The following is a 23,997-nucleotide window of genomic DNA, read 5'->3' on the forward strand; positions in this document are numbered from 1 at the left end:
AAAAAACACTAATGACTTTGTATAACCGAATTGAGGGAAGGTTGCTCAAGGAGCAGCTTCACTCAGCACCCCGAATTGACCGCACTACGCTGTCGTTTTACAAGTATCATCACCTGGCCGATCCCAAAGTTTTTCGCGATGACCTGTATAAAATGTTTAGCAACATGGGTGTACTGGGTCGCATTTATGTGGCACCCGAAGGAATTAACGCCCAAATCAGTGTACCTGCCAACAACCTAAACACCTTCCGCGAAGCCCTCTACTCCATTTCATTTTTGAATGGGACACGATTAAATATTGCTGTGGATGACAACGGAAAATCATTTTTTAAACTGAAAATTTTAGTCAGAAAAAAAATTGTTGCCGATGGACTGGACGACTCCTCCTTTGATGTAACCAACTGTGGTAAACATGTTTCTGCGGCTGAGTTTAATAAATTGGCTGATGATCCGAACACGATTATCATCGACATGCGCAACCATTACGAAAGTGAGGTAGGTCATTTTAAAAACGCCATCTGCCCCGATGTCGATACCTTTCGGGAAGAATTGCAGGTAGCCGAAGATTTGATGGCACAGCATAAGGATAAAAATCTGCTGATGTACTGCACAGGCGGTATCCGCTGCGAAAAGGCCAGCGCCTGGATGAAGCACAAAGGATTCAAAAACGTTTTCCAACTGGATGGCGGCATCATTGAATATGCGCGTCAGGTAAAGGCGCACGGACTTGAAAACAAATTCATAGGGAAAAACTTTGTGTTTGATGAGCGCCTAGGCGAAAGAATAACTGATGACATAATCAGTTCATGCCACCAGTGCGGTACCCCATGCGATGACCACACCAACTGCAAAAACGATGGCTGTCATTTGCTGTTCATCCAATGTAAAACTTGCGCTGAGAAGTTTGATGGATGCTGCTCCGAAGAATGCAAATCCATCATCAGGTTGCCCAATGAAAAGCAAAAAGAAATACGAAGAGGCATCAATAAAGGACGCCAGGTATTTAAGAAAGGCCGGCCGCAACACCTCCTTAAAAAATCAGATTCGGTTTTATGACCATTCGCATCGGCATCATCAACGTGTCCGACAGGGCCAGCCAGGGCATCTATGAGGATATTCCCGGGAAGGAAATTGTTGCGACATTAACAGAATACATAAAAAGCCCTTGGGAAAAAGAGTATGCCGTTATCCCGGATGAACAACACCTGATTGAGCAATGCCTGATTGAGATGGCTGATAAAAAGCAATGCTGCCTCATAATAACCTGCGGAGGAACAGGCCCCGCCAAACGCGATGTGACCCCCGAAGCCACTGAAAATGTCTGTGAAAAAATGCTGCCCGGATTTGGCGAACTGATGCGCACAGAAAGCCTGAAATATGTGCCCACAGCCATCCTCTCCAGGCAAACAGCCGGAATTCGTGGAAAATCACTAATTTTGAACCTGCCGGGAAAGCCAAAAGCCATCCGGCAGTGCCTGAATGCTGTTTTCCCAGCGGTCCCTTATTGCATTGACCTGCTGGAAGGACCGTTCATCGAATGCAATGAGGAGGTTGTTAAGCCATTCAGGCCGCATTCCGTATAATTGCAGGCTTTATGAAAATTAAATACTACTACGATACCGAAACCTGTAAGTACGAGAGAGTTCGTACCAAAACCAGCGACATCGTACTGAACGGGTTAGGCCTATTCTTCCTTACCTTGTTGCTGGCCAGCGGTATATACCTGATGTTCAGTACGTACTTCGAATCACCCAAAGAACTCTTCCTGAAAAACGAAGTAAAAGAACTTGAGTACTATTATGCCAGCTTAAAAAGGCAGGTTGACGAACTTGAAAAAACCGTACAGGGACTGGAGCATCGCGATGACAACATTTACCGCGTGGTATTAGGCTCCGAACCTATCGATAAATCAATACGAAATGCCGGTGTGGGCGGTGTTGAACGGTACAGCGATATCCTTAACAAACCGATCGAACATAAAGATCTTATTCTTGAATTAAGTAAGCGCGTAGATTTACTGCGCAGAAAAGTGTACATCGAATCAAAATCACAAGATGAAGTTGTTGAACTGGCCGAAAATAAAGAAAAACAATTTGCTGCTACCCCCGCCATTCAACCTATCGCCAACAAACAACTCATCGCGCTGGCTTCAGGTTTTGGTATGCGCATACACCCGGTGTACAAAGTAAAGAAAATGCATACCGGTATTGATTTTGCCGCGCCCATTGGAACACCCATCTATGCTACAGCCGATGGCGTTGTGGAAGAAGTGGACATTCGCTTTAGCGGCTATGGTAAAATGATTACCATCGATCATGGCTTTGGCTACCAGACCCGGTACGCCCACATGCACGATTTTGCCGTGCGCAAAGGCCAGAAAGTTAAACGCGGAGATTTAATTGGCTACGTAGGCAATACAGGGCTTTCAACTGCTCCGCACCTGCATTATGAGGTATTGCTGAATGGTGTGCTGATTAACCCGGTACATTATTTCTACAACGATCTGTCGCCTTCGGAATACGAAAAAATCATCGAACTGGCCTCCATTGAAAATCAGTCACTGGGAATGTAATTCAGCATCAAAGTTTTTATAAGAAAGCCTGCCCGGTTGCAGGCTTTTTTATTAACGTGGATTTAGTAATTTCATATTTTAAAGCTATATCCTGCCGGCAATGCGATTCGCACTTTTGTTTTCCATAATGGTTAGTACTTTACGTATTGCACTTACACAGGGCTGCAGTGATGCCGGATTTTGCACCATGGGAGCCATGAAACCCGACCAGCCGTTTAATAAGAAAATACCTGTAAAGTTGCGTTCCATGGAGGTAAGTTTTTACCGGGGCACCACCACCCTTTCACCCATCGTATATGTAGCCAACCTGGACATGAGTTTCAACATTATTGACAGCAAAACCTTTTTTCAGATAAAACTTCCATACCAGGCTGTTACCGGGAATTTCGGAAACACCGCAGGGCTTGGGGATATTTCGTATTGCATAACCCGTAACCTGTTTTCTTCCGAACAATTCGATATCAGTTTTACGGTAGGTGGCAAAATACCATCCAATAATTCCAACCTGAAAGACGATAAATTTAACCTGCCCTTACCGATGTACTACCAAACCAGTTTAGGCACCTACGATGCCATTGCCGGTATTTCGTTGGTTAGCCGTAAATGGCTGTTTGCTACGGGCATTCAACATCCGTTTAACAAAAATGGAAATAGGTTTCAGTGGGCCGATTGGGATCCGGTTTATAAAAATGGTGAAGGTGTGGACTATGTTCATAAATACGACAAAGCCTATAAACTTAAAAGAGGAACAGATGTTATGCTGCGTATTGAACGCAACTTCCGCTTCTCACGATTTAATTTCACAGCAGGCTTGCTTCCTATATTCAGAATTACCCGAGACGAAATTGAAGACCCCCCGGCATCCGGTACACGCATAAAACCCGATGGCACCACCGGCATGGCCCTGTCGGGAATTGTAACAGCCGGCTACAGTTTTAATGTAAAAACCGGTGTACGGCTTTTAGTAGGTCATAAAATCACCCAGCGCGATGTGAACCCGGACGGCCTGACCCGAAACATGGTTACCACATTAAGTTATTTTTACCGATTCTGATGGCACGCAGCAGCTTACTTCCTGGGCTTCTCCTGTTCGTTGTAAATTTGCTGCAGGCTCAAAATTCACAATCCGCTTCAGAGCAAATTGACGAATTACTGTATGACTCAAAATTTGAAGACGCCATTGCTTTTGCTGATAAGTTTACTGGCGGTACCTCCGAAATAAGTATCCTTATCGGTAATAAAAAGGCTGAAGCACTTATTCAATTAGGCCGATATGAGCAGGCTACAGCCCTGCTTGACCAACTACAAAGCCAGGCCGAAAAATCCAATAAACCCGATGCCCTCGGGGCTATCGTTCAATCCACCCGCGGATTTCTTTACCTCAACCAGGGAAGAAGTGATTTGGCATTAGAGCTCCTTGAAAATGCCGTAATCACACTTAATGAAACCGGGGATCCGCTTTATCAGGCACGGGCAATGGCATACCTGGGGCAAGCGTACTCCGCCACCGGTAAGTACGCCCAGGCCGAAGAGCAATTACAAATGGCACTTACCATCCGATTAGATAAGTTGCCCGAATCACATGAACTGATTGCCGCATCGTACAACGATCTGGGCATGGCCTTTAGTCAGACTGATGTTGACAAAGCACTCGACTATTTTGACAAAGCGATTGAATTATACACCCGGCTGCACGGTGCCACCCATCCGAAAACAGCAATTGTTAATACCAACATGGGCCTTGCCTACCGGTCTTTGAAACTGTATGGTGATGCCATTACTGTATTTGAAGATGCCCTTAAGATATGGCAAACCGTTTACGTGAACCCACACCCCTCACAGGCTTTCGTATTGCTGAACCTGGGGCAAACCTATGCCAGCATGGGCGAATTAAACACAGCCCTCAGCTTTTACGCGAAAGCTCTGGCTATTTATCAGCAAACTCACGGAAGAAAACATCCGGATATCGCCTCCACCTATAATCTTATCGGCAAAATAAAGGTTACACAAGGCAACTTTAACGAAGGCCTGGCGAGCTATCAGCAGGCGCTGATTGCCAACGTGAGTACTTTTGAAAGTACCGATGTTAACCAGAATCCGGATGGCAGCACATTTTATAACGGCAACCAGTTGCTGTACTCCATCATGTATAAGGCACAGGCGCTTGAAGGTCGTTATTTCGGCAAAACTCTAAAACAAACCGATTTGAACAACGCCATTACCCACTTACAAAACTGCGATGCCCTTATTGACCGGCTACGCCAGCAAACCATTAAAGAGTCGGATAAAATTACCCTGGGTGCTATTGCCAATGAAGTGTATGCCGATGGTGCACGAATAGCCTTTGAACTAAGTGATGTGGCCTTCCGTAAAAGATCATACTACCGTGAATTAAGTTTTTATTTTGCCGAAAAAAGTAAAGCAGCCGTTTTACTGGATGCCATTTCGGATACAAATGCCAAGTCGTTTGCCGGAATTCCCGAAGAGTTACTGGAAGAAGAACGCGGCCTTAAATCGGCTTTGGCCCTGGTCAATCAAAAACTGGCACAAAAACCATCGGAGGATGAAGAGAAATACCTTCGCGAAACAGCTTTTCACCTCAACCAAAGCTACCAGGCCTTTATTAAAAACCTGGAAAATCAATACCCCGAGTATTTTAACCTGAAATATAATTCTACCGCACCTTCTATAAGTCAGGTACAGGCTGTCCTTCCGGGTAATTCAGCTGTTCTTAGTTACTTTATTGATGATTACAACGGCAGGGCAAGGCTTTACACGTATGTTATCACTAAAAAGTCGTTCCGAATTGTAAGTAAACCGCTGCCGGCAGCCTATAACAAAAATTTAACAGGTTACCGTAACAGTATTTTTTTTCGCGATCAACATTCGTTTATCGAAACGGCTACCGCGCTTCATCGAACACTTATTCCCGGGCTTCCGCGCCACATAAACGATCTGATTATACTTCCGGCCGGCCGTATGGGTGTAATTCCTTTCGAAGCATTACTAACACAGAAAGTGAAAAACGAAGATGAACCCTATCCGGTACTGCCTTACCTGGTAAAAAAATTCAGTACGCGTTATGAATTCTCTACCGGCCTGATGTTACAACGAAAATCGGACAAGCCCGGGCCGATACAATCGGCCATGTTGTGCGCCCCGGTTACTTTTCCTGAAAAAGACAACTTAAGCGATTTGCCAGGCACGGCCGCAGAAGTAAATACCCTAAATGAACTGTTCGCAACTAAAAAAATTTCCTGCGAATTACTCACCAATCACCTGGCCAGTGAATCGGCAATAAAAACCAAAGCACTTAAAAATTATAATCTGCTGCATTTTGCAACCCACGGCATTGTGGATGAAAACAACCCGGAGCTATCGCGGATATTTCTTCAAAACGATTCGGAAGCAGAAGATGGCAACCTGTTCTCTGGCGAAATTTATAACCTGCAGTTAAACGCCAGCCTGGTTACGCTATCGGCTTGCCAAACCGGGCTGGGCAAAATATCAAAAGGCGAAGGGGTAATTGGTTTATCGCGCGCATTGGTTTATGCCGGTGCAAAAAATATTATTGTTACATTCTGGAGTGTTTCTGATGAATCAACCGCCCAACTTATGACTGATTTTTATAAGTTGCTGTTGGAAAATCCTTCTCTACCGTTTAGTTCAACTTTGCGCCAGGCAAAACTTAATTTGCTAAGCAGCCACTATTCAGCACCGTATTACTGGGCACCCTTTGTTCTTATTGGCTTCTGACAAAGGAGAACAAATTAAAGCATAAGCCATCTCAAAAATAAACATAACCACAAAGGTCACTAAGTGCACTCAAAGAACACAGAGAATTACATTTATACTAACCACTTTCTTTGTGACTTTTATGCCATATCTGTGCTACTTTGTGGTTAGCCTGATTTTGAGATGGCTGCTGGTTATCCCGCAGACTTGGACAAATAATCGGATAATCTGCATCGCCTGCGGGATAAGCTATCATTTTATCCGGTAACGAAAGCCGGCATAGGCCATGCGTCCGAATATCGGTCCCCAAACCATTGATGAATCAAAGTACGGACTAAAAGGCTGGTCGGCCGCAACAATCGGGTTTGCCAGTGTAAAGTTATTAAGGTTCTCAACACCAAGGTAAACACTCCAGCGATCGTTGAAATCTTTAGTTACCTGTGCATTCATCAAAAAATAATCAGTTGAATAACTACTGAGCTGGTACTCGGACGGGTTCTCGGACGTATCCGGAATACGCTGCGGGCCAAGCCATTGTACAGTATAATCAAACTTCCATTTACTTTTGGTTTCATACGCCAGATTAATAAACGCGCGATGCTTTGAAATCAGCGGGCGGGCCAGCCGCGCCTCAGTATAATCCGTCTGAACATCCAGCCACCGGTAAGCCAGGCGTAAATCGAACCGCCTGATTAATTCGTAATCAACCTGCACCTGCATACTGTGTGAAAATGACCTGCCGGTAAGGCCAAAAAAACGTGCTTGTCTTGCCGAGAAGTCGTAATCCAATACCACCTGATTCTGAAAATCGGTAAAGAAATAATCCACCGTAAGCGATCCGCTCCGGTAATCAATGGTAAAATCCTGCGACAGGTTCACCCCGTAATTCCAGGCCTCATCGGGTTTAAAACCATATCCGTACGCGCTTTGCAAGCCGGTAAATACAAATTGACGGGAAGAAACCATGATGCCGGTATTTTCTGCCAGAATATTGGCCACCCGTATTCCTTTGCCTGCCGATGCTCTCAGCGTTGTTAAATCGGTTAAGTTGTACCGTATATGCAGGCGTGGTGTAAAAAAGGTTCCAAACAAATTGTGCTGGTCAACCCGCACACCGGCAATCAGCGAAAACTTATTCTGATTGTCGTAATTGTATTCGGCAAATGCCCCCGGTACAATTTCGGCTCTTTTAAAAGCCATACCCGGAGCCGGCAATCCATCGTAATTAACACCAACTATCGGGTTAGCCAGATTCTCCTCTACATCATCATACAAGAAACTTAAACCCGCTTTAAACTTATGCGCGGTATTACTTACGATGGACTGATAGATTAGGTTAGCATAGAATGAATTTTGGTTTGCAAAATGCTCGGTAAAGCCATAATAACTTTCATGATCATGGGCTGTTCCGCTAACCTGCAGACCGATACTTTTATAGGGCTTGCCCGGAAACTGATATCCTAACTTACCCCACAACTCGTATCGTTTTGTGTTTATTTCAAAGCCATACCGGTTGGTAGTAAACTTATCGTGAGGTGGGTGAAAGCCGGTTTGGCCTCCCAGTTTATTATCCCCAAGCAGCTTAATCCCAATTTGTCCAAGCAGGCCTTTGCCATTGTTATACACCCACCGGTTTATAAAGTTAAGCTGGCTTCCTACGGGAAAATCAAGGAAGGAGTCCTCATTACTGTCCATCTCCATAGGCCTTGCACTGCCATGAATCAAAAAAGTAGTTGCCCATTTTGGCCCTGTGTGTACGGTGTAATTCAGGTTCAACTCGGCACGTGCGGCCTGGTTAACATACCCGTTGAGGTAAAACTTTTCGCTTTCTTCGGGCTTTTTTAACTCAACGTTTATCTGGCCGGCAATGCTTTCATAGCCATTAACCACCGAACCCACGCCTTTTGTTACCTGAATGGAATTTATCCAGGTGCCGGGAATGAACTGAATGCCCTGGCTGGCAGCAAGCCCGCGAACCCCCGGCATATTTTCAATAGAGATCAGCGTATTAGGACCGGCAAGACCGAGCATCTGAATCTGTCGAGTTCCGGTAATGGCATCGGTAAAGGCCACATCCACCGAGGGATTGGTTTCAAAGCTTTCAGACAGGTTACAACAGGCTGCTTTGAACAACTCTTTTTCCGACATGATTACCGTATTGATATTTCTGGCCTGATCCAATCCGCTGGCGGGCCGCCATCCTTGAACCGTAATCTCCTCAAGCACCTGTTCAGAAACAAGGTAAATCTTCACGCTGGTTTGATTGGTTACATCAACCGTATCGGATTTAAAGCCCACATAACTCACCACTAACTTTTGATGATTACCCACACGTTCAATCATAAATATGCCGTTGGCACCCGTAGTTGTTCCGATAGTGGTGCCGAGCCAAAACACACTGGCTCCGGCCAAGGGCTCATCAGCCCCTTGCGTATTCTTCTCTACAACCAGTCCCATTAGTTTCTGGCCGTACGCGTATTGACAGGCCATCAACAGGATGGTGATCAAAAACTTACTCATAGGTAAAGCTGTTAATGATCGCTTTTCTTACCATCCTGTATGCCGGAGTGGTCGTGATCTCTGTATAAACAACAAAAGGGAAGTTCGGCATACACTTCATCTTTTGCCTTAACCGTGTCTGTATCATGCCCGACTGAAGCAACCAGTTCGCAGATTTTTTGCTCAGTGACTTTAGAGGGAACATAAACCACATGCAGATTTTTAGTGGCAACGTCCCAGGTGGCTTTCTTTATTCCATTGTGGTCAAGCACACCTTCAATGCGCTCCTTACACATGCCGCAGTTGCCGTAAACTTTAATTGTAGCTGTAACTACTTTTGATTTCGACTGACCAAAGGAAGAAATTGTGACTAAGGACAGTAAAAGGATATAAATAAGATTTGATTTCATGATGAATAAAAGTTAAAAATGAGTAAAAACGAATAGCTTCCGTAAAACCTAAGAGGCTACCTAAGCCCTGGCCGCACACGGTTCATCATAAAAAACTAAGGAGCAATTAACCTTATAAAGTGGTTTTGGAGGGGGTGAGTAATCGCTAAAGCAATTATTAACACTTGCCTTAGCGGGTTTAATTATTATTTCTTCAGGAACTCTTAGCTCAGCAAGGAGGTATAATTCCGGTGCAACATGAGCTAAATGCGATGTAAAAACCTGATTTTCACTTAGCCTAAAGATTTCGTGGTTATCATCGCAACAGGAGTTTTCGGGTGAAAACAGACTGCAGGCGCATTTTTTAGCCTCAAAACTGAAAAGTTCAGCGGATTTTGCCCGCCCCATGCAGTAGTGAGTGGTTTTAACCACGCCTACTGACAGGAGCAGGTAAATACACGTGAACGCTATGGCAAAAAGCTTATTCACTGTGCATGAGAGAACCCTAAAGTACGCGGTAAGGTTTCAATTTTCCTAAAGAATTTCTGAAACTTTGTTTAGCCCCGAAAAATGCCCTTTTTTGCATGAATACCGCATGTTGGAGGATAATTACAAGCAACGGGGCCTGCGCAAAAAACTGGTTAAAATTCTTGAAAAAAAGGGTATTTCCGACCCCCATGTACTCCAGGCCATTGGCAAAGTGCCCAGGCACGTATTTTTTGATAATGCCCTGCTGGAGCATGCTTATCAGGATAAGGCATTTCCGATTGGCGAAGGGCAAACCATATCGCAGCCCTATACGGTAGCGTTTCAGACAGAGAAACTGGAAATCAAGCCGGGCGACAAGGTGCTGGAAATAGGTACAGGGTCGGGCTATCAGGCCTGCATCCTGCTTGAACTGGGTGCACAGGTTTATACCATCGAATACAACAAAAAGCTGTACGATAAAGCAAAATCATTTTTACCCCGCATCGGGTATAAACCCTGGTTCTATTTGGGTGATGGCTCAAAAGGTTTACCCGCGAAAGCACCTTTCGATAAAATTTTAGTAACGGCCGGTGCTCCGGTAGTACCCGAGGCGCTTATCAGCCAATTGGCAGATAATGGCGTGCTGGTTATTCCGGTTGGCAATCGCGAGAAACAACGTATGGTGCGAATACGGAAAAAGAATGGTCGGCTTACAAAAGAAGAGTTCGATTACTTTAGTTTTGTGCCGCTGCTTGGCGAAAAAGGCTGGACCAGGTAGTTAAATGAATCAATTATGCCAAGAAAAAAGAAGCATCCGCGTGAATCATTTGTGAGTATGACCGAACTGGTTTTGCCCAACGACACCAACACGCTCAACAACCTGATGGGCGGAAGGCTGATGCACTGGATGGACATTGTATCGGCCATTGCCGCCCAAAAGCATTCTAACCGCATTGTTGTTACTGCCTCTGTTGATAATATTTCGTTCAGGCATCCCATTCTATTGGGTAATGTGGTTACGCTGAAAGCACGGGTAACCCGCTCGTTTAATTCATCAATGGAAGTGCGTATTGATGTGGAAGCCGAAGACATCCCTTCGGGAAAAAAAATTGAAAGCAACAGTGCTTACTTTACGTTCGTTGCTGTTGACCAGAGCGGAAGACCCATTGACGTGCCTGAAATTGAACCTGAAACTGACGAAGAAAAAGAATATTACAATGGCGCACTTCGCAGAAGGCAGTTGCGCCTGATTCTGGCCGGCCGCATGAAACCGCAGGATGCTCACGAACTAAAATCTATCTTTGACATAAAGCAATGAACGGTGTGCTTGACGTTGCCGCTGAAATCTATTCCGAAGATCTTTACTGCATCGCAAACCAAACGTTGGTTGTAATCCCTGAGAATTGGTCCAACATGGCAGTATCAGAAAAAGATCTGATAACAAGGTTTGTTGATGCACTTAAACAACACTTTTCAGTTACAAAAATCAATGTAGTTACCGAATCAACTATTACGCTATCCGTAATGAATCAATACCAAACCAGCCTCATTATTAGTTTTGGAGTTCCCCTGCCGGAAATTAATGACCAATACTCACCCTTAAAGTATCAAAACACAGAGTTAATTCTGGCGGATAGACCAGCCGAAATGAACCAGGAACGGAAAGAAAAATTATGGGCCGCCCTTAAAAAACGATATCCTCGCTGACCATAGTTCTTGACCTGTTGGCCTTTTTGCCGAATAGGTCAGTTCTTCTATCTTTGCGCAGTTTTTTTAAGGGGTCTCGGCTTAACGTATAATTACCCGATTGACCTTGAAACTCTTAATCAATAACCTGTAAACGTTACAATGGAAAACCTACATTACTACTTGCCGGCATTCGGAGTGCTGGGGATTATTTTTGTTTTATGGAAAAGCGCCTGGGTTAATAAGCAGGATGCCGGCTCAGATAAAATGAAAAAGATTGCCGGCCACATAGCCGAAGGCGCCATGGCTTTTCTGAAAGCTGAATACAAAATCTTAGCAGTGTTTGTTGTTTGCGTAGCTATTCTGCTCGGGGTAACGGCCAATACCGAATCCTCCTCCCCCCTGGTAGCTGTTTCATTTGTACTTGGAGCCTTCTGCTCCGCACTTGCCGGTTTTATCGGTATGCGGGTAGCAACAAAAGCCAATGTTCGTACCACCCATGCGGCCCGCACCAGCTTGGGCCGTGCGCTGGAAGTTGCCTTTGCCGGAGGTTCAGTGATGGGTATGGGGGTTGTAGGACTTGGCGTACTGGGGCTAAGCACGCTATTTATCATCTACTCCAATATTTTCGGTATTGATTCACAAGCCAATCTTACACAGGTTATTACCATCATTACTGGTTTTTCATTTGGCGCTTCTTCTATCGCATTATTTGCCCGTGTTGGCGGAGGTATCTACACCAAAGCGGCCGATGTTGGTGCTGACCTTGTAGGCAAAGTTGAAGCCGGTATCCCTGAAGACCACCCGCTTAATCCGGCTACCATTGCCGATAACGTGGGCGATAACGTGGGTGATGTAGCCGGCATGGGAGCCGATTTGTTTGAATCGTATGTAGGCTCCATTGTGGGTACGATGGTACTGGGTGCCGCTTTTATGGTACCTGGATTTGTCGATAACTTCAATGGCTTGTCTGCCGTGCTATTACCTCTTGTACTGGCCGGTGTTGGTATTGTTATGTCCTTTATCGGAACATTTTTCGTTCGCGTTAAAGAAGGGGGCGATCCGCAAAAAGCCCTGAACATGGGCGAGTTTGTTTCATCAGGTATTATGATTGCCGCCTCTTACTTTATTATTACAAGCATGCTGCCGGCCCAGTGGAGCTTTACGGACCCGCTGTATACCGATGGAGAAGGAAATGCTGTAGTAAGGACGATGACCGCCTTGGGTGTATTCTGGGCAACAGTCATCGGGTTAATTGCCGGCTTACTTGTTGGACTTATTACCGAATATTACACCGGTATGGGTAAAAAGCCCGTACTCTCCATTGTTCGGCAGTCGTCAACCGGGGCTGCTACAAATATTATAGCCGGCCTGGGCGTTGGTATGATGTCCACCGCATTACCCATAATCATTATTGCATTATCCATTATTGGTGCATTTTACTTTGGCGGCTTGTACGGCATTGCGATTGCCGCTGTGGGCATGCTTTCTAACCTGGGTATTCAACTGGCCGTTGATGCCTATGGTCCCATTTCGGATAATGCCGGTGGTATTGCCGAAATGTCGGAATTACCCAAAGAAGTTCGCTCCCGCACCGACAAACTGGATGCCGTTGGTAATACTACAGCCGCAATTGGAAAAGGTTTTGCTATTGCTTCGGCCGCACTAACTGCACTAGCGTTGTTTGGCGCTTTTATGACTACGGCAAAACTCGGATCGATTGACGTTTCAAAAGCCAATGTAATGGCCGGCTTATTTATCGGTGGTATGCTCCCATTTGTATTCTCCGCACTTGCTATGGGCGCAGTAGGCCGGGCAGCCATGTCCATGATTGAAGAGGTAAGGAGGCAGTTCACATCCATACCCGCTTTAAAAGCCGCGTTGGACGTAATGAAGCGCAACGGTGATAAAAGCAAAGAAGAATGGTCGGCTGAAGACCAGAAAATTTTTAATGATGCCGATGGCAAGGCCGAGTACGGAAAGTGTGTTGAAATCTCCACGCAGGCAGCAATCCGCCAGATGGTCGTTCCCGGGCTGATGGCAGTTATTGCTCCGGTTTTAATTGCCTTTTTGCCTGGCTTTGGCGTTGAAGCCTTGGGGGGTATGTTGGCCGGAGTAACTGTGTCCGGTGTACTGATGGCCATTTTCCAGTCTAATGCCGGTGGTGCCTGGGATAACGCCAAGAAAAGTTTTGAAGAGGGAGTTGAAATAAACGGCCAGAAGTATTACAAAAAATCCGACCCCCACAAAGCAGCCGTGGTTGGCGATACCGTAGGCGATCCGTTTAAGGACACTTCTGGGCCTTCACTGAATATTCTTTTAAAACTTATGTCGGTAGTAGCCCTGGTTATTGCCCCGTTGCTCGCACAGGATACTAACACCAGTCAGTCGCAGGTTGAAGAAAATAAGCTCAAAATGGAAGTCATAAGCGTTACTCCATTAGATAACGCCCAGGCAAAGTAGCCTCTGTTTATTATAAAAGAACCCTGGCCGTGCCGGTCAGGGTTTTTTGTTTATTTTACACCATGCTTAAACTCGTTGTTTTTGCTCTACTTTCGCTAAGCGCCTCGGGCCAAACAGTCTTTGGAAAATGGAAGACCATTGACGACACCTCCGGAGAGCTTAAATCGGTTGTTGAGATTTATGAACGAAACGGTAAGGTGTTCGGAAGGGTCATTCAAACGTTTCCGAAACCCGGGCAAAACCCCGACCCCGTATGTTCCAAATGCGATTCGGAGGATGAGCGGTACAATAAAAAGATTATTGGTATGGAGATTATGAAAGACCTGATAAAATCTGGCAACGAGTACACAAACGGAAATATTCTTGACCCGGAAAATGGTAAAGTTTACCGGTGCAAAGTATGGCTGGAAGGTGTAAATCTTAAACTCAGGGGTTATTGGGGACCATTTTGGCGAACCCAAACCTGGCTTAAAGCCGATTAATCTGCCTATGCAACATTTTAACGATAATATAGTACATTAAACCACGTTTACGGTTACCAAATTGACACAGGATGGTATTCAAGTCGAGCTCTGCAATGGACGAAAAGGAAATTTTCGAGCGCATCTGTAAAGGTGATGAACGAGCTCTGGAGTTCTTATACAAAAAATACTACCGGATGATGACCAAGTTGGTCATTACCAACAGCGGAACCGAGGAAGAAGCCCGCGATATCTACCAGGAAGCCCTGGTAGTATTCTGGCAAAAGGCCGTTTCGGGTAAGTTGGTGCTCACCTCAAAAATGAGTACGTTTATCTACAGCATTTGCCAGAATTTATGGCGAAAAGAGCTGGACCGGAAAAAACGGCTGAGCAGCGAAGAGAAAGACCTGCCGGTTACCCTTGATACAGAAACCGAAGAAAGGAATAAAATCATCGCCCGGTGTATTGATCAGTTAGGCGATACCTGCAAAAAAGTGCTGATGTACTACTATTTCGATGAGATGTCAATGCAGGAAATTGCTGACAAGTTGGGGTTTGCCAATACCGATACCGCAAAAACCAAAAAGTATAAGTGCAAACAAAAACTGGATGAATTAATTAAAGCTCAGTATTCTGAGATGGATTTTTTAGATTAGAACATGGCCTCCGAAAACGAATTACGCTTACTGGATGATTACCTGGCCAACCGGCTCACCGGACAGGACAAAACCGCCTTTGAACAGCAATTACAGGGTAGTCCTGAGTTGCAGCAAGAGTTAAGATTCCAGCAGGAGCTTATACAAGGCATCCGCCAGGCGCGTGTGACTGAGTTAAAAGCCATGCTTAACAATGTTCCGGTACCTCCGGCACATGTTGGTACAGCCTCCGTTGCTAAAATTATTTCAGCTATTGCCGTTGTGGGTGTAGTGTCAACTGCCCTGTATTATTACTTTGTTAATAAAGACAACGAGCAGCCACAGGTTAATAAAAAAGAAGCAACTAATGTTGGCCCTGTAACCCCGGCTGGCACTGAATCAATATCGCAGGACCCGGCAGCAGGTAATACTGACGAAGGCGCAGTGAATACCAAACCCGCAGAAAAGCCGGTTGTTTCCGAGTCAACTGCACCGGCTGTACAACCTAAACTCGAGGTTTATTCACCCGAGGATGAAGCAGACCAATTGCAGCTGCAAAAAGAACAAGCTCAACTGGAAATAATCTCAAAAGCGTTTGTAACTTCTTCCATTGAAGTTGCAACCGAAGAAGGTACCCGCAAGCACGGTTTCCACTATATGTTTAAAGACAACAAACTGGTGTTGTTCGGATCATTCGATGACAACCTGTATGAAATTCTTGAATTCATAGCAGGCGATCAGCGCACCGTGGTGCTCTACTACAATAGTGCATACTACCTGCTTGACCTTGATAAGTCAGTGCCAACTCCGCTGGTGCCCATCAAAGACAAAGCACTCCTCAACAAGTTAAAACAATACCGAGGCAATTAACAGGAGGCCCCGCTTATGGCGGGGTTTTTTGTTGGTATGTTTATTTGCTACCGGCTTTACAGAATTAAATAGTTACCTTTGCCCCGATGCAGAGGGGCTACGTAACCAAAAAACTTGGCAGCTATCCGTTAATTGGGGTAATCCTAAGCATTACGCTTGCCCTCTTTGTAACGGGTCTTTTTGGACTGCTCATTATCTACTCCAGCCAACTTGAAAAACTGGTGCGCGAAAATGTACGCATACAGGTTTATTTAAAGAACGGCTTAACCGAAAGTCAGCGTACGCAAATCCAAAGAAAACTAGAAGCACTCCCTTACCTTACCAAAAATGCAACTAATACTCAGCCGGTAACGTTCATGTCGAAAGACGAAGCAGCCAGGAAATTTATTGCCGAAACGGGTGAAGACTTTACCAAATTTCTTGGTGAAAATCCGCTGCATGATGCCTACCTGATTACTATTGACCCGGCTTATCACAGCCCCGAAGACCTGAATAAAATAAAGAAGGAGATCGAAGGCATGAATGGCATCTTTCAGGTTTACTACGTTGAAGAACTGATAACCGCCATTAATAACAATGTAGCCCGTATTAGCCTGATTCTGCTGGGTCTTATCCTTATCTTTTTACTGGTAGTTATTCTACTTATCAATAATACCATACGGCTGGCCTTATTTTCTCAGCGCTTCCTTATCCGCAGCATGCAACTGGTTGGAGCAAAGAATTGGTTTATTCAAAAACCCTTCTTACTTCGGGCAATGATTTATGGTTCGGTTGGCGGATTATTGGCATCCGTTGCGCTTGCCGGTGTTATTGAAACCGCTAACCGTAAAATTGAAGATCTTAAAGTACTTCAGAGTTTACCTCATTTCGCAATGCTGATGGGTGGCCTGCTTTTGCTTGGAATAATTATTTCTGTGGTCAGCACCCAGGCGTCCATTCGCAGGTATCTCCGCATGTCGTTAGATGAACTATATTGATAAGTTATGGAGCACAAATTACCCTTTAGCCGAAAAAACTACATCCTGATGATTGCCGGTCTGATAACGCTGATCGTTGGTTTTATTGTTATGTCGCTGGATAAAGAACCACATGGCTTCGGATTTCTCGGCCTGACGCTGGGGCCAATTATAGTTGTAGCCGGGTTTATCATCCAACTCGTTGCTATTCTGTACCGGGCCGAAGAGAAAAAGTAACCGCAGTTTCCATGACGGTTATCCAGGCTATTCTGCTGGCCATCATAGAAGGCCTTACCGAATTTCTTCCTGTATCATCAACAGGGCATATTATAATTGGCTCCTCGCTGATGGGTATTGCTACCCAACCTTTCACAAAATTGTTTACCGTGGCCGTTCAGTTTGGGGCTATTCTTTCGGTGGTTGTGCTTTATTGGAAGAAATTCATTCAATCGGTCGATTTCTATTTCAACTTATTTATTGCCTTTATACCTGCTGCACTCATCGGCCTTTTGTTGGATAACTTTATCGATGCCTGGCTTGAACGGGTTGATGTGGTGGGTTATGCCCTGGTGGCCGGAGGATTCTTTTTCTTGTTTGTCGACAACCTGTTTGTAATGAACGAAAAGAATATTGAGCAGCGAATAACAAACCCGGTTGCCCTGCGCATCGGACTGTTCCAATGCCTGGCGCTTATTCCCGGGGTTTCGCGTTCAGCAGCCACCATCATTGGTGGACTTACTCAAAAATTGAATAAAAAGAACGCAGCAGAATTTTCTTTCTTTCTGGCCGTTCCTACCTTATTTGCAGCAGCAGCCTACAAGCTTTATTCATTCGCAAAATCCGGAACAACCATTTCATCGGATGATGTTCTCCTGCTGGTAGTCGGTAACCTGGTGGCGTTTGTGGTTGCCATGCTGGCAATGAAGTCGTTCATTGGCTTTTTGACACGACACGGCTTTAAGGCATTTGGCTACTATCGCATTGTGGTTGGCCTCACTATTTTGCTGCTTTACCACCTTGGTTTCGACCTCGTTATCTGATGGTGAATCAGGAATTATCCGATACCGACCGCCTGCTGCTTGTTAACAAGCCACTGGGGTGGACCTCCTTTGATGTAGTTAACAAGCTGCGTTATAAACTGAAAATAAAAAAAATTGGCCATGCCGGCACACTTGACCCGCTGGCAACAGGTCTGCTAATTATCTGCACCGGCAAAATGACCAAACGAATTGAAGAGTTTATGGGGTTAGAAAAAGAATATACAGGTACACTTATTCTGGGGCAAACAACGCCCTCGCACGACCTGGAAACACCGGTATCAGAAAAAAGGGAACTAAGTCACCTTACCGAAAGGGTTATCCGTGAAACTGCTAAAAAATTTACCGGCACAATCCTTCAAACGCCCCCTGCACACTCGGCCATCCGTATTGGCGGTAAACGCGCGTATGTCCTGGCCCGGAAAGGAAAGGATCCGGCTTTACAACCGCGCGAAGTTTTAATAAAAGACTTCACCATCACAACCATCAATCTGCCTGCTGTACAATTTAAGGTAGTGTGCTCAAAAGGCACTTACATCCGCAGCCTGGTACGCGACTTCGGTGACACTCTTGGTGTTGGCGCCCATCTTTCGCAACTTTGCCGAACACGTATCGGTACGTATCAACTGGCCGATGCGCTAAGCCCCGAACAAGTTCAATGAAAATATACCACCACCTTGATGACTTTAACCGGCTGCCCTATGCCGTGGTTACCAGCGGAACTTTTGACGGTGTTCATTTGGGGCACCAGCGCATATTAACACGCCTGAAAGAAATAGCCCAAAAGAACCATGGCGAAACCGTGGTTCTTACCTTTTGGCCGCATCCGCGGCTGGTACTGTATCCGGAAGACAACAGCCTGAAATTATTAAACACGTTCGAGGAAAAAGCCGAACTCATTAAAGAGCAAGGCATTCAGCACCTGGTACGGATCCCATTCACCCGTGAATTCTCTAATTTATCATCAGTAGAATTTATTACTCATATACTTGTACAAACCATCGGAACTAAAAAACTGGTTATCGGGTACGACCACCGGTTTGGGCACAACCGCGAAGGAAGTTTTGAGGAATTAAAAACCAATGGCCCCCGGTATGGCTTTGATGTTGAAGAAATTCCCCGGCAGGATGTTGACCACGTTACGGTTAGTTCAACAAAAATCCGTCAGGCGCTGGAGCAAGGCGATGTTTCATCGGCTAACCAGCTGTTGGGCAAGCCTTACCTGCTAACCGGGCGCGTGATTAAAGGCGATAAAATCGGCAGGCTGATTGGATTTCCTACAGCCAATCTGGAAATTGACTCACAACACAAACTCATTCCGGCTGATGGCATCTATGCCGTTACGGTTGTATATGGAAATAACACATTTGGCGGCATGCTTTACATCGGTTACCGCCCCACTATCGGAGGTAATCAAAAATCAATCGAGGTAAACATCTTTAATTTTGCCAAAGATATCTATGGAGAAACCCTTACACTGTACCTGCATGCTCTTATCCGCAAGGATACGAAGTTCAATGACCTCGAACAGTTACGCCTGCAACTGGAGCAGGATAAGATTGAAGTCAGTCGGATTTTAAAATTGGATTAGATTTGTAAAAATCAGTTGCACATGATTAATAAAGTTGTTCGCGATGCCGATGAAGCCGTGCGGGATATTCCCGATAATGCCGTGTTAATGCTGGGTGGCTTCGGCTTATCGGGTATCCCCGAAAATTGCATCGCAGCCCTGCTCCGCAAGGGCGTAAAAGGTTTAACGTGTATTTCGAACAACGCAGGCGTTGATGATTTTGGCATTGGGTTATTACTAAAAACCCGGCAGGTAAAAAAAATGATTTCATCGTATGTAGGTGAAAACGAGGAGTTTGAGCGGCAACTGTTGTCGGGAGAACTGGAAGTTGAACTCATTCCGCAGGGAACACTGGCCGAACGCTGCCGTGCGGGCGGTGCCGGCATACCCGCTTTTTACACACCGGCAGGTGTAGGTACTGAAGTGGCTCAGGGAAAAGAAGTAAGGGAGTTTAATGGAAAAAAATACCTATTGGAACACTGGCTTCGGGCTGATTTTTCGCTGGTAAAAGCCTGGAAAGGCGATACAACCGGCAACTTAATTTACCGGGGCACCTCCCGAAATTTTAACCCGATGATGGCTGCGGCCGGAAAAATTACGATTGCCGAAGTAGAAGAACTGGTGCCTGTGGGGCAGTTGGATCCCAACCAAGTTCATACCCCCGGAATTTATGTACAGCGCATATTCCAGGGTAAGAATTACGAAAAACGGATTGAACAACGTACAATTCGAAAATAAGCCGGTTATGTTAGACAAAATAGGTATAGCCAAACGCATTGCCCGCGAAGTAAAAGACGGCATGTATATTAACCTGGGTATCGGTATTCCCACCCTGGTAGCCAATTATATACCGGCCAACCTCAACGTAGTTCTTCAATCAGAAAACGGATTGCTGGGGATTGGCCCCTTCCCTACCGAGGATCAGGTTGACCCGGATTTAATCAATGCCGGCAAGCAAACCATCACCATGTTGCCCGGTTCAGCATTGTTTAGTTCGGCCGAAAGTTTTGCCATGATTCGGGGCGGGCATATCGATCTGACAATCCTTGGCGCCATGGAGGTGAGCGAACAGGGCGACATCGCCAACTGGAAAGTACCAGGCAAAATGGTAAAAGGAATGGGGGGTGCCATGGATCTGGTGGCTTCAGCTGAACACATTATTGTAGCCATGCAACACTGCAGTAAAGACGGAGCCTCCAAACTTTTAAAAGAATGTACCCTGCCCCTTACCGGCCTCCGTTGCGTGAAACGAATTGTTACTGATATGGCCGTGTTGGATATCGTGCCCACCGGAGGCTTTAAACTGCTTGAACGCGCACCGGGCGTAAGTGTAGAGCAAATAAAAAATGCAACAGCAGGCAAACTGATTACCGAGGGCGAAATTCCCGAAATGACTTTCTGATTTACTACCTGACCGACATGAGAAAAACAACCATCAACTTTAGCGTAGAACTGGACAGCAACAACGTACCCGATAAAATCCTGTGGGATGCTTCTGACAAGCCTGAAGCGGCACCTGCCCAAACCAAGTCCATCAGTATATCCCTGTGGGACCAATCGCAAAAAAATACCCTACGCATTGATTTATGGACCAAAGACATGCCGGTTGATGAAATGAAACGATTTTACATTGATTGCCTTGGCGGGCTTGCCCAGAGCATCTTAACGGCTACTGGCGATGAATACATGGCCAGCGAAACCCACGCCCTGTGCGACAGGTTGGTTGACCACCTTCGCTCCGAAAACCTTAAAAACGGGTAACACCTCAAGCAGCCCTTTAACGAAATCACAGGCGTTTACTTTGTTTTTTACTAAAATTTTGTACTTTTCAGGATAGTACAAAGAAGATCCTTTTACCATAACCAAACACAATTAATTATTTCACAAAACCAACCAACTAAAGAAAACCGTATGGAGAAGTTTTACAAACGTTCGTGGGCTCTATCACTACTGATGATACTGGGCTATACGACAACTTTTGCTCAAACCACTGTTTCCGGCAAGGTGAAAGACGAAACCGGAACACCTATGCCAGGTGTAAACATCATCGTTAAAGGCACAACCGATGGAACCGTAACGGATGCCAATGGTGATTATACGTTAAGCACCAGCAAAACTCCGCCTTTTACCCTTCGATTTTCCTTTATCGGATACCGGGGCTTGGAGGTGGAGGTTACCGGTGCCACATCAGGTATTGATGTTTCTATGGAATCAGACCCACTAGGCCTTGATGAGATTGTGGTAATCGGCCAGGGCCAGCGGGCTGAGTTTATGAAAGCGCCCGTAACAGCCTACCGTGTCGGGTCGCTGGATATCCGCAACGTACCTGCCCCTGACTTTTATGAATCCGTTTCCTATCAGCCGGGTGTTCAGATGACTGCCGGCAGCTTAAACTTCCAGGCCATGAATACTCGTGGCTTCGCTACCATTGCCAACACACGGTTCGTTCAGTTGGTTGATGGAATGGATACCTCCGCACCCATTCTCAATTTCCCCACCGGTAACCTTGTAGGTATCAGTGAACTGGATGCAGAAAGCATGGACTTACTACCCGGGGCTTCCTCTGCTTTGTACGGACCTAACGCCTTTAACGGCATCATTCTGATGAACAGCAAATCGCCTTTTGAGTACCAAGGGCTTAGCGTAACAGCAAAAGGTGGCGTAACCCGTTCGGATGCACAAGGCGAGGCCAACCCGATGTACAACTTCGGCCTCCGGTATGCCAAAGCCTTTAATAACAAATTCGCTTTTAAAATTAACTTCTCGATGGCTGATGCAACCGACTGGAAAGGAAATGACTACCGCACCCACCGGCCCGATCCGGAAAATCCGGTAAGTCAAACCAGTCTGCCGTACTTTGACGGTCTTAACCTATACGGAGATGAAACCGTGATTAACACAGGAATTCCTGGCTTTTCTCCGCTTACGCGTACCGGCTTCAGGGAAGAAGATCTTGTTGATAACTATGATGCCAGCAGTATGAAGTATGATGCTGCTTTGCATTACCGATTCAATCCTAACCTTGAGCTTAGCTACGCTTATCGTTTTGGTGGAGGTAATACCGTTTACCAGGGTAGTGAAAAATACGCCATTCGTGACTTTACTCAGCAGTTTCACAAAGTAGAACTTAGGGGCAAGAATTTCTTTATTCGCGGTTACAATACACGTACCGATGCAGGAAACTCGTATAACATGAGTGCACTTGGTGCTTTTGTAAATGAGGCTTTCCGTACTTCAGCAACGGGTCCATCAGGCGGTTGGGTACAAGATTATGTATTGGCATACAGTGGTGCAATCCCAACGGTTACACCGGGCGATCATGCTGCAGCAAGGACATTTGCCGACAGGTTTATGTTAAACGCTACTCCTGAACAGATTCAGGATACCATTAATGCTGTACGCAACCGATTCTTTCAGCGCACTCCTCCAGGCGCCAAATTCATTGACAACTCCAGGCTCTACCATGCCGAGTTTAACTACCGGTTTGACGATATGATTACATGGGCCGAAGTGCAGATTGGCGGTAACTTCAGAAGGTATGATCTTTTCTCTGATGCCACAGTGTATAATGAGGATCCGGATGGGGACGGTAATGCATCGCGTATTACCATTGACGAGTATGGCGCATACCTGCAAATGGCGAAAGAATTCGGTAAACTAAAACTTACCGGTTCAATCCGTCATGATAAAAACCAGAACTTTGACGGCTTGTGGACACCCCGGCTTTCAGCCGTATTCTCAGCCAGCGAAAACAGTTTCTTCCGGGCTTCGTTCCAAACCGGTTTTCGTAACCCCGACACGCAAGCTCAGTACATTTACTTCCCTACAGGGTCAGGCATCCTGCTGGGAAGCACCAAGGACAATGCCGAACCGTACGGTGTACACAATGGAGGAGCCTACACCGAAAGCTCATGGCTCGCCTACAGAGCCTCAGGTGGTAGTATTGACGGTGCAACCGGAACACTTATCGGAGGTAATCAATCGCTTTTAGAAACCGCTGACATCCCGTACATTAAACCAGAGAAACTGCAAACCATTGAAGTTGGTTATAAAGGTTCCTTCAACAAAAGCCTGCTGGTAGATGCCTATGCATTTTACAATACCTACAAAAATTTTCTTGGCGACCAACTGGTGTATAGCAAACTGCCCACTACCCATAAAGGAAATACGGTGCCAGCAGGTACGCTGTGGTCCCCGTATGTGAACTCACCCGAATCCATTACCTCACTGGGTGCGGGTCTTAACCTGAGTTATTCCTTCCTGAAAGGCTATGTGGCCATGGCCAACTATACCTTTCAGAACTACGATGCCAACGAAGAAGAATTTATTGCCGGCTTTAACACACCCGAAAACAAAATTATGGTTGGCCTCAGTAACCGGAATATCAATAACACAGGTTTTGGATTTAACCTGAACTTCCGCTGGCAGGAATCCTTCATGTGGAACTCGGGTTTTGGGAACTGGATTGTTCCTGAATATGGAGTTTTTGATGCGATGCTGAGCTACCAGATCACCTCCATGAAGGCCATACTAAAACTGGGTGGCACCAACCTGCTGGGTGGCGACTACCGGCCGAACTTTGGTAGCAGTTTTGTAGGGCAGCAATACTACCTGTCGATAACCTTTGATGAACTTTTTAAATAGTAAATGTTAATAA

23 protein-coding genes are annotated in these 23,997 nt (G+C 45.7%); 21 read left to right on the forward strand and 2 right to left on the reverse strand.

Annotated elements, in window-relative coordinates:
* Nucleotides 1–11 precede the first annotated feature (11 nt).
* From HRU69_12980 to HRU69_13000, 5 genes are all read left to right on the forward strand, one after another.
* A complete protein-coding gene (locus HRU69_12980) occupies nt 12–1,055 on the forward strand; it encodes a rhodanese-related sulfurtransferase (protein QOI98348.1) in 1,044 nt (347 codons plus the stop codon).
* Nucleotides 1,052–1,582 (forward strand): molybdopterin adenylyltransferase, encoded by a 531-nt coding sequence (gene mog, locus HRU69_12985; protein QOI98349.1) that lies wholly within the window; start codon nt 1,052–1,054, stop codon nt 1,580–1,582. Before HRU69_12980 ends, mog begins: the two co-directional genes overlap by 4 nt.
* 11 nt (nt 1,583–1,593) lie before the next feature.
* Nucleotides 1,594–2,571 (forward strand): M23 family metallopeptidase, encoded by a 978-nt coding sequence (locus tag HRU69_12990; protein ID QOI98350.1) that lies wholly within the window; start codon nt 1,594–1,596, stop codon nt 2,569–2,571.
* A gap of 100 nt (nt 2,572–2,671) precedes the next feature.
* On the forward strand, nt 2,672–3,625 hold the full coding sequence (locus HRU69_12995) for a hypothetical protein (protein QOI98351.1): 954 nt from the start codon (nt 2,672–2,674) through the stop codon (nt 3,623–3,625).
* Complete coding sequence (locus tag HRU69_13000) at nt 3,625–6,327, forward strand: CHAT domain-containing protein (protein ID QOI98352.1); 2,703 nt, start codon at nt 3,625–3,627, stop codon at nt 6,325–6,327. Before HRU69_12995 ends, HRU69_13000 begins: the two co-directional genes overlap by 1 nt.
* A 231-nt stretch (nt 6,328–6,558) precedes the next feature.
* Here the strand turns inward: HRU69_13000 and HRU69_13005 are convergent, their stop codons facing one another.
* Together HRU69_13005 and HRU69_13010 are read right to left on the reverse strand one after the other, a co-directional pair.
* Nucleotides 6,559–8,826 (reverse strand): TonB-dependent receptor, encoded by a 2,268-nt coding sequence (locus tag HRU69_13005; GenBank protein QOI98353.1) that lies wholly within the window; start codon nt 8,824–8,826, stop codon nt 6,559–6,561.
* 11 nt (nt 8,827–8,837) lie between these two features.
* The gene (locus tag HRU69_13010) at nt 8,838–9,215 is read right to left on the reverse strand and encodes a cation transporter (GenBank protein ID QOI98354.1); all 378 of its coding nucleotides are present in this window, start codon (nt 9,213–9,215) and stop codon (nt 8,838–8,840) included.
* 574 nt (nt 9,216–9,789) lie between these two features.
* Here HRU69_13010 and HRU69_13015 point away from each other — a divergent pair.
* The 16 genes from HRU69_13015 to HRU69_13090 all read left to right on the forward strand — a co-directional run bounded on the left by HRU69_13015 (nt 9,790) and on the right by HRU69_13090 (nt 23,984).
* On the forward strand, nt 9,790–10,440 hold the full coding sequence (locus HRU69_13015; protein QOI98929.1) for a protein-L-isoaspartate(D-aspartate) O-methyltransferase: 651 nt from the start codon (nt 9,790–9,792) through the stop codon (nt 10,438–10,440).
* 15 nt (nt 10,441–10,455) lie between these two features.
* On the forward strand, nt 10,456–10,980 hold the full coding sequence (locus HRU69_13020; protein QOI98355.1) for an acyl-CoA thioesterase: 525 nt from the start codon (nt 10,456–10,458) through the stop codon (nt 10,978–10,980).
* Nucleotides 10,981–11,075: 95 nt separating this feature from the next.
* A complete protein-coding gene (locus HRU69_13025) occupies nt 11,076–11,369 on the forward strand; it encodes a hypothetical protein (GenBank protein ID QOI98356.1) in 294 nt (97 codons plus the stop codon).
* 141 nt (nt 11,370–11,510) lie between these two features.
* Entirely contained in the window at nt 11,511–13,811 is a 2,301-nt protein-coding gene (locus HRU69_13030; protein QOI98357.1) for a sodium-translocating pyrophosphatase, read from the forward strand.
* Between the two features lie 62 nt (nt 13,812–13,873).
* The gene (locus HRU69_13035; GenBank protein QOI98358.1) at nt 13,874–14,293 is read left to right on the forward strand and encodes a DUF2147 domain-containing protein; all 420 of its coding nucleotides are present in this window, start codon (nt 13,874–13,876) and stop codon (nt 14,291–14,293) included.
* Nucleotides 14,294–14,388: 95 nt separating this feature from the next.
* Nucleotides 14,389–14,928 (forward strand): sigma-70 family RNA polymerase sigma factor, encoded by a 540-nt coding sequence (locus HRU69_13040; protein ID QOI98359.1) that lies wholly within the window; start codon nt 14,389–14,391, stop codon nt 14,926–14,928.
* A gap of 3 nt (nt 14,929–14,931) precedes the next feature.
* On the forward strand, nt 14,932–15,777 hold the full coding sequence (locus tag HRU69_13045) for a hypothetical protein (GenBank protein ID QOI98360.1): 846 nt from the start codon (nt 14,932–14,934) through the stop codon (nt 15,775–15,777).
* 86 nt (nt 15,778–15,863) lie between these two features.
* Complete coding sequence (locus tag HRU69_13050; GenBank protein ID QOI98361.1) at nt 15,864–16,754, forward strand: ABC transporter permease; 891 nt, start codon at nt 15,864–15,866, stop codon at nt 16,752–16,754.
* Between the two features lie 6 nt (nt 16,755–16,760).
* Nucleotides 16,761–16,970 carry a DUF3098 domain-containing protein gene (locus HRU69_13055; protein ID QOI98362.1) on the forward strand — a complete coding sequence of 70 codons (210 nt, stop codon included), beginning with the start codon at nt 16,761–16,763 and terminating at the stop codon, nt 16,968–16,970.
* An 11-nt stretch (nt 16,971–16,981) separates the two neighbouring features.
* Nucleotides 16,982–17,773: an undecaprenyl-diphosphate phosphatase gene (locus HRU69_13060; protein QOI98363.1), complete on the forward strand. Its 792-nt coding sequence runs from the start codon at nt 16,982–16,984 to the stop codon at nt 17,771–17,773.
* The gene (gene truB, locus HRU69_13065; protein QOI98364.1) at nt 17,773–18,432 is read left to right on the forward strand and encodes a tRNA pseudouridine(55) synthase TruB; all 660 of its coding nucleotides are present in this window, start codon (nt 17,773–17,775) and stop codon (nt 18,430–18,432) included. The genes HRU69_13060 and truB overlap by 1 nt, the downstream gene beginning before the upstream one ends.
* On the forward strand, nt 18,429–19,361 hold the full coding sequence (locus tag HRU69_13070) for a bifunctional riboflavin kinase/FAD synthetase (GenBank protein QOI98365.1): 933 nt from the start codon (nt 18,429–18,431) through the stop codon (nt 19,359–19,361). The genes truB and HRU69_13070 overlap by 4 nt, the downstream gene beginning before the upstream one ends.
* Before the next feature lie 21 nt (nt 19,362–19,382).
* Nucleotides 19,383–20,078 (forward strand): CoA transferase subunit A, encoded by a 696-nt coding sequence (locus tag HRU69_13075; GenBank protein ID QOI98366.1) that lies wholly within the window; start codon nt 19,383–19,385, stop codon nt 20,076–20,078.
* Nucleotides 20,079–20,085: 7 nt separating this feature from the next.
* Nucleotides 20,086–20,742, forward strand: coding sequence for a CoA transferase subunit B (locus tag HRU69_13080; GenBank protein ID QOI98367.1), 657 nt, complete (start codon nt 20,086–20,088; stop codon nt 20,740–20,742).
* Between the two features lie 17 nt (nt 20,743–20,759).
* Nucleotides 20,760–21,101: a gliding motility protein GldC gene (gene gldC / locus HRU69_13085; GenBank protein ID QOI98368.1), complete on the forward strand. Its 342-nt coding sequence runs from the start codon at nt 20,760–20,762 to the stop codon at nt 21,099–21,101.
* A gap of 150 nt (nt 21,102–21,251) precedes the next feature.
* The gene (locus HRU69_13090) at nt 21,252–23,984 is read left to right on the forward strand and encodes a TonB-dependent receptor (GenBank protein ID QOI98369.1); all 2,733 of its coding nucleotides are present in this window, start codon (nt 21,252–21,254) and stop codon (nt 23,982–23,984) included.
* The last annotated feature ends 13 nt before the right edge of the window (nt 23,985–23,997 follow it).

This window comes from Flammeovirgaceae bacterium (assembly GCA_015180985.1).
In the GTDB taxonomy this organism is placed as follows: Bacteria; Bacteroidota; Bacteroidia; order Cytophagales; family Cyclobacteriaceae; genus UBA2336.

Bases quoted from the DNA above. Each gene is read 5' to 3' on its own strand.
- HRU69_12980 (QOI98348.1), top strand. From the start codon at position 12: ATGACTTTGTATAACCGAATTGAGGGAAGGTTGCTCAAGGAGCAGCTT.
- mog (QOI98349.1), top strand. From the start codon at position 1,052: ATGACCATTCGCATCGGCATCATCAACGTGTCCGACAGGGCCAGCCAG.
- HRU69_12990 (QOI98350.1), top strand. From the start codon at position 1,594: ATGAAAATTAAATACTACTACGATACCGAAACCTGTAAGTACGAGAGA.
- HRU69_12995 (QOI98351.1), top strand. From the start codon at position 2,672: ATGCGATTCGCACTTTTGTTTTCCATAATGGTTAGTACTTTACGTATT.
- HRU69_13000 (QOI98352.1), top strand. From the start codon at position 3,625: ATGGCACGCAGCAGCTTACTTCCTGGGCTTCTCCTGTTCGTTGTAAAT.
- HRU69_13005 (QOI98353.1), bottom strand. From the start codon at position 8,826: ATGAGTAAGTTTTTGATCACCATCCTGTTGATGGCCTGTCAATACGCG.
- HRU69_13010 (QOI98354.1), bottom strand. From the start codon at position 9,215: ATGAAATCAAATCTTATTTATATCCTTTTACTGTCCTTAGTCACAATT.
- HRU69_13015 (QOI98929.1), top strand. From the start codon at position 9,790: ATGTTGGAGGATAATTACAAGCAACGGGGCCTGCGCAAAAAACTGGTT.
- HRU69_13020 (QOI98355.1), top strand. From the start codon at position 10,456: ATGCCAAGAAAAAAGAAGCATCCGCGTGAATCATTTGTGAGTATGACC.
- HRU69_13025 (QOI98356.1), top strand. From the start codon at position 11,076: ATGGCAGTATCAGAAAAAGATCTGATAACAAGGTTTGTTGATGCACTT.
- HRU69_13030 (QOI98357.1), top strand. From the start codon at position 11,511: ATGGAAAACCTACATTACTACTTGCCGGCATTCGGAGTGCTGGGGATT.
- HRU69_13035 (QOI98358.1), top strand. From the start codon at position 13,874: ATGCTTAAACTCGTTGTTTTTGCTCTACTTTCGCTAAGCGCCTCGGGC.
- HRU69_13040 (QOI98359.1), top strand. From the start codon at position 14,389: ATGGACGAAAAGGAAATTTTCGAGCGCATCTGTAAAGGTGATGAACGA.
- HRU69_13045 (QOI98360.1), top strand. From the start codon at position 14,932: ATGGCCTCCGAAAACGAATTACGCTTACTGGATGATTACCTGGCCAAC.
- HRU69_13050 (QOI98361.1), top strand. From the start codon at position 15,864: ATGCAGAGGGGCTACGTAACCAAAAAACTTGGCAGCTATCCGTTAATT.
- HRU69_13055 (QOI98362.1), top strand. From the start codon at position 16,761: ATGGAGCACAAATTACCCTTTAGCCGAAAAAACTACATCCTGATGATT.
- HRU69_13060 (QOI98363.1), top strand. From the start codon at position 16,982: ATGACGGTTATCCAGGCTATTCTGCTGGCCATCATAGAAGGCCTTACC.
- truB (QOI98364.1), top strand. From the start codon at position 17,773: ATGGTGAATCAGGAATTATCCGATACCGACCGCCTGCTGCTTGTTAAC.
- HRU69_13070 (QOI98365.1), top strand. From the start codon at position 18,429: ATGAAAATATACCACCACCTTGATGACTTTAACCGGCTGCCCTATGCC.
- HRU69_13075 (QOI98366.1), top strand. From the start codon at position 19,383: ATGATTAATAAAGTTGTTCGCGATGCCGATGAAGCCGTGCGGGATATT.
- HRU69_13080 (QOI98367.1), top strand. From the start codon at position 20,086: ATGTTAGACAAAATAGGTATAGCCAAACGCATTGCCCGCGAAGTAAAA.
- gldC (QOI98368.1), top strand. From the start codon at position 20,760: ATGAGAAAAACAACCATCAACTTTAGCGTAGAACTGGACAGCAACAAC.
- HRU69_13090 (QOI98369.1), top strand. From the start codon at position 21,252: ATGGAGAAGTTTTACAAACGTTCGTGGGCTCTATCACTACTGATGATA.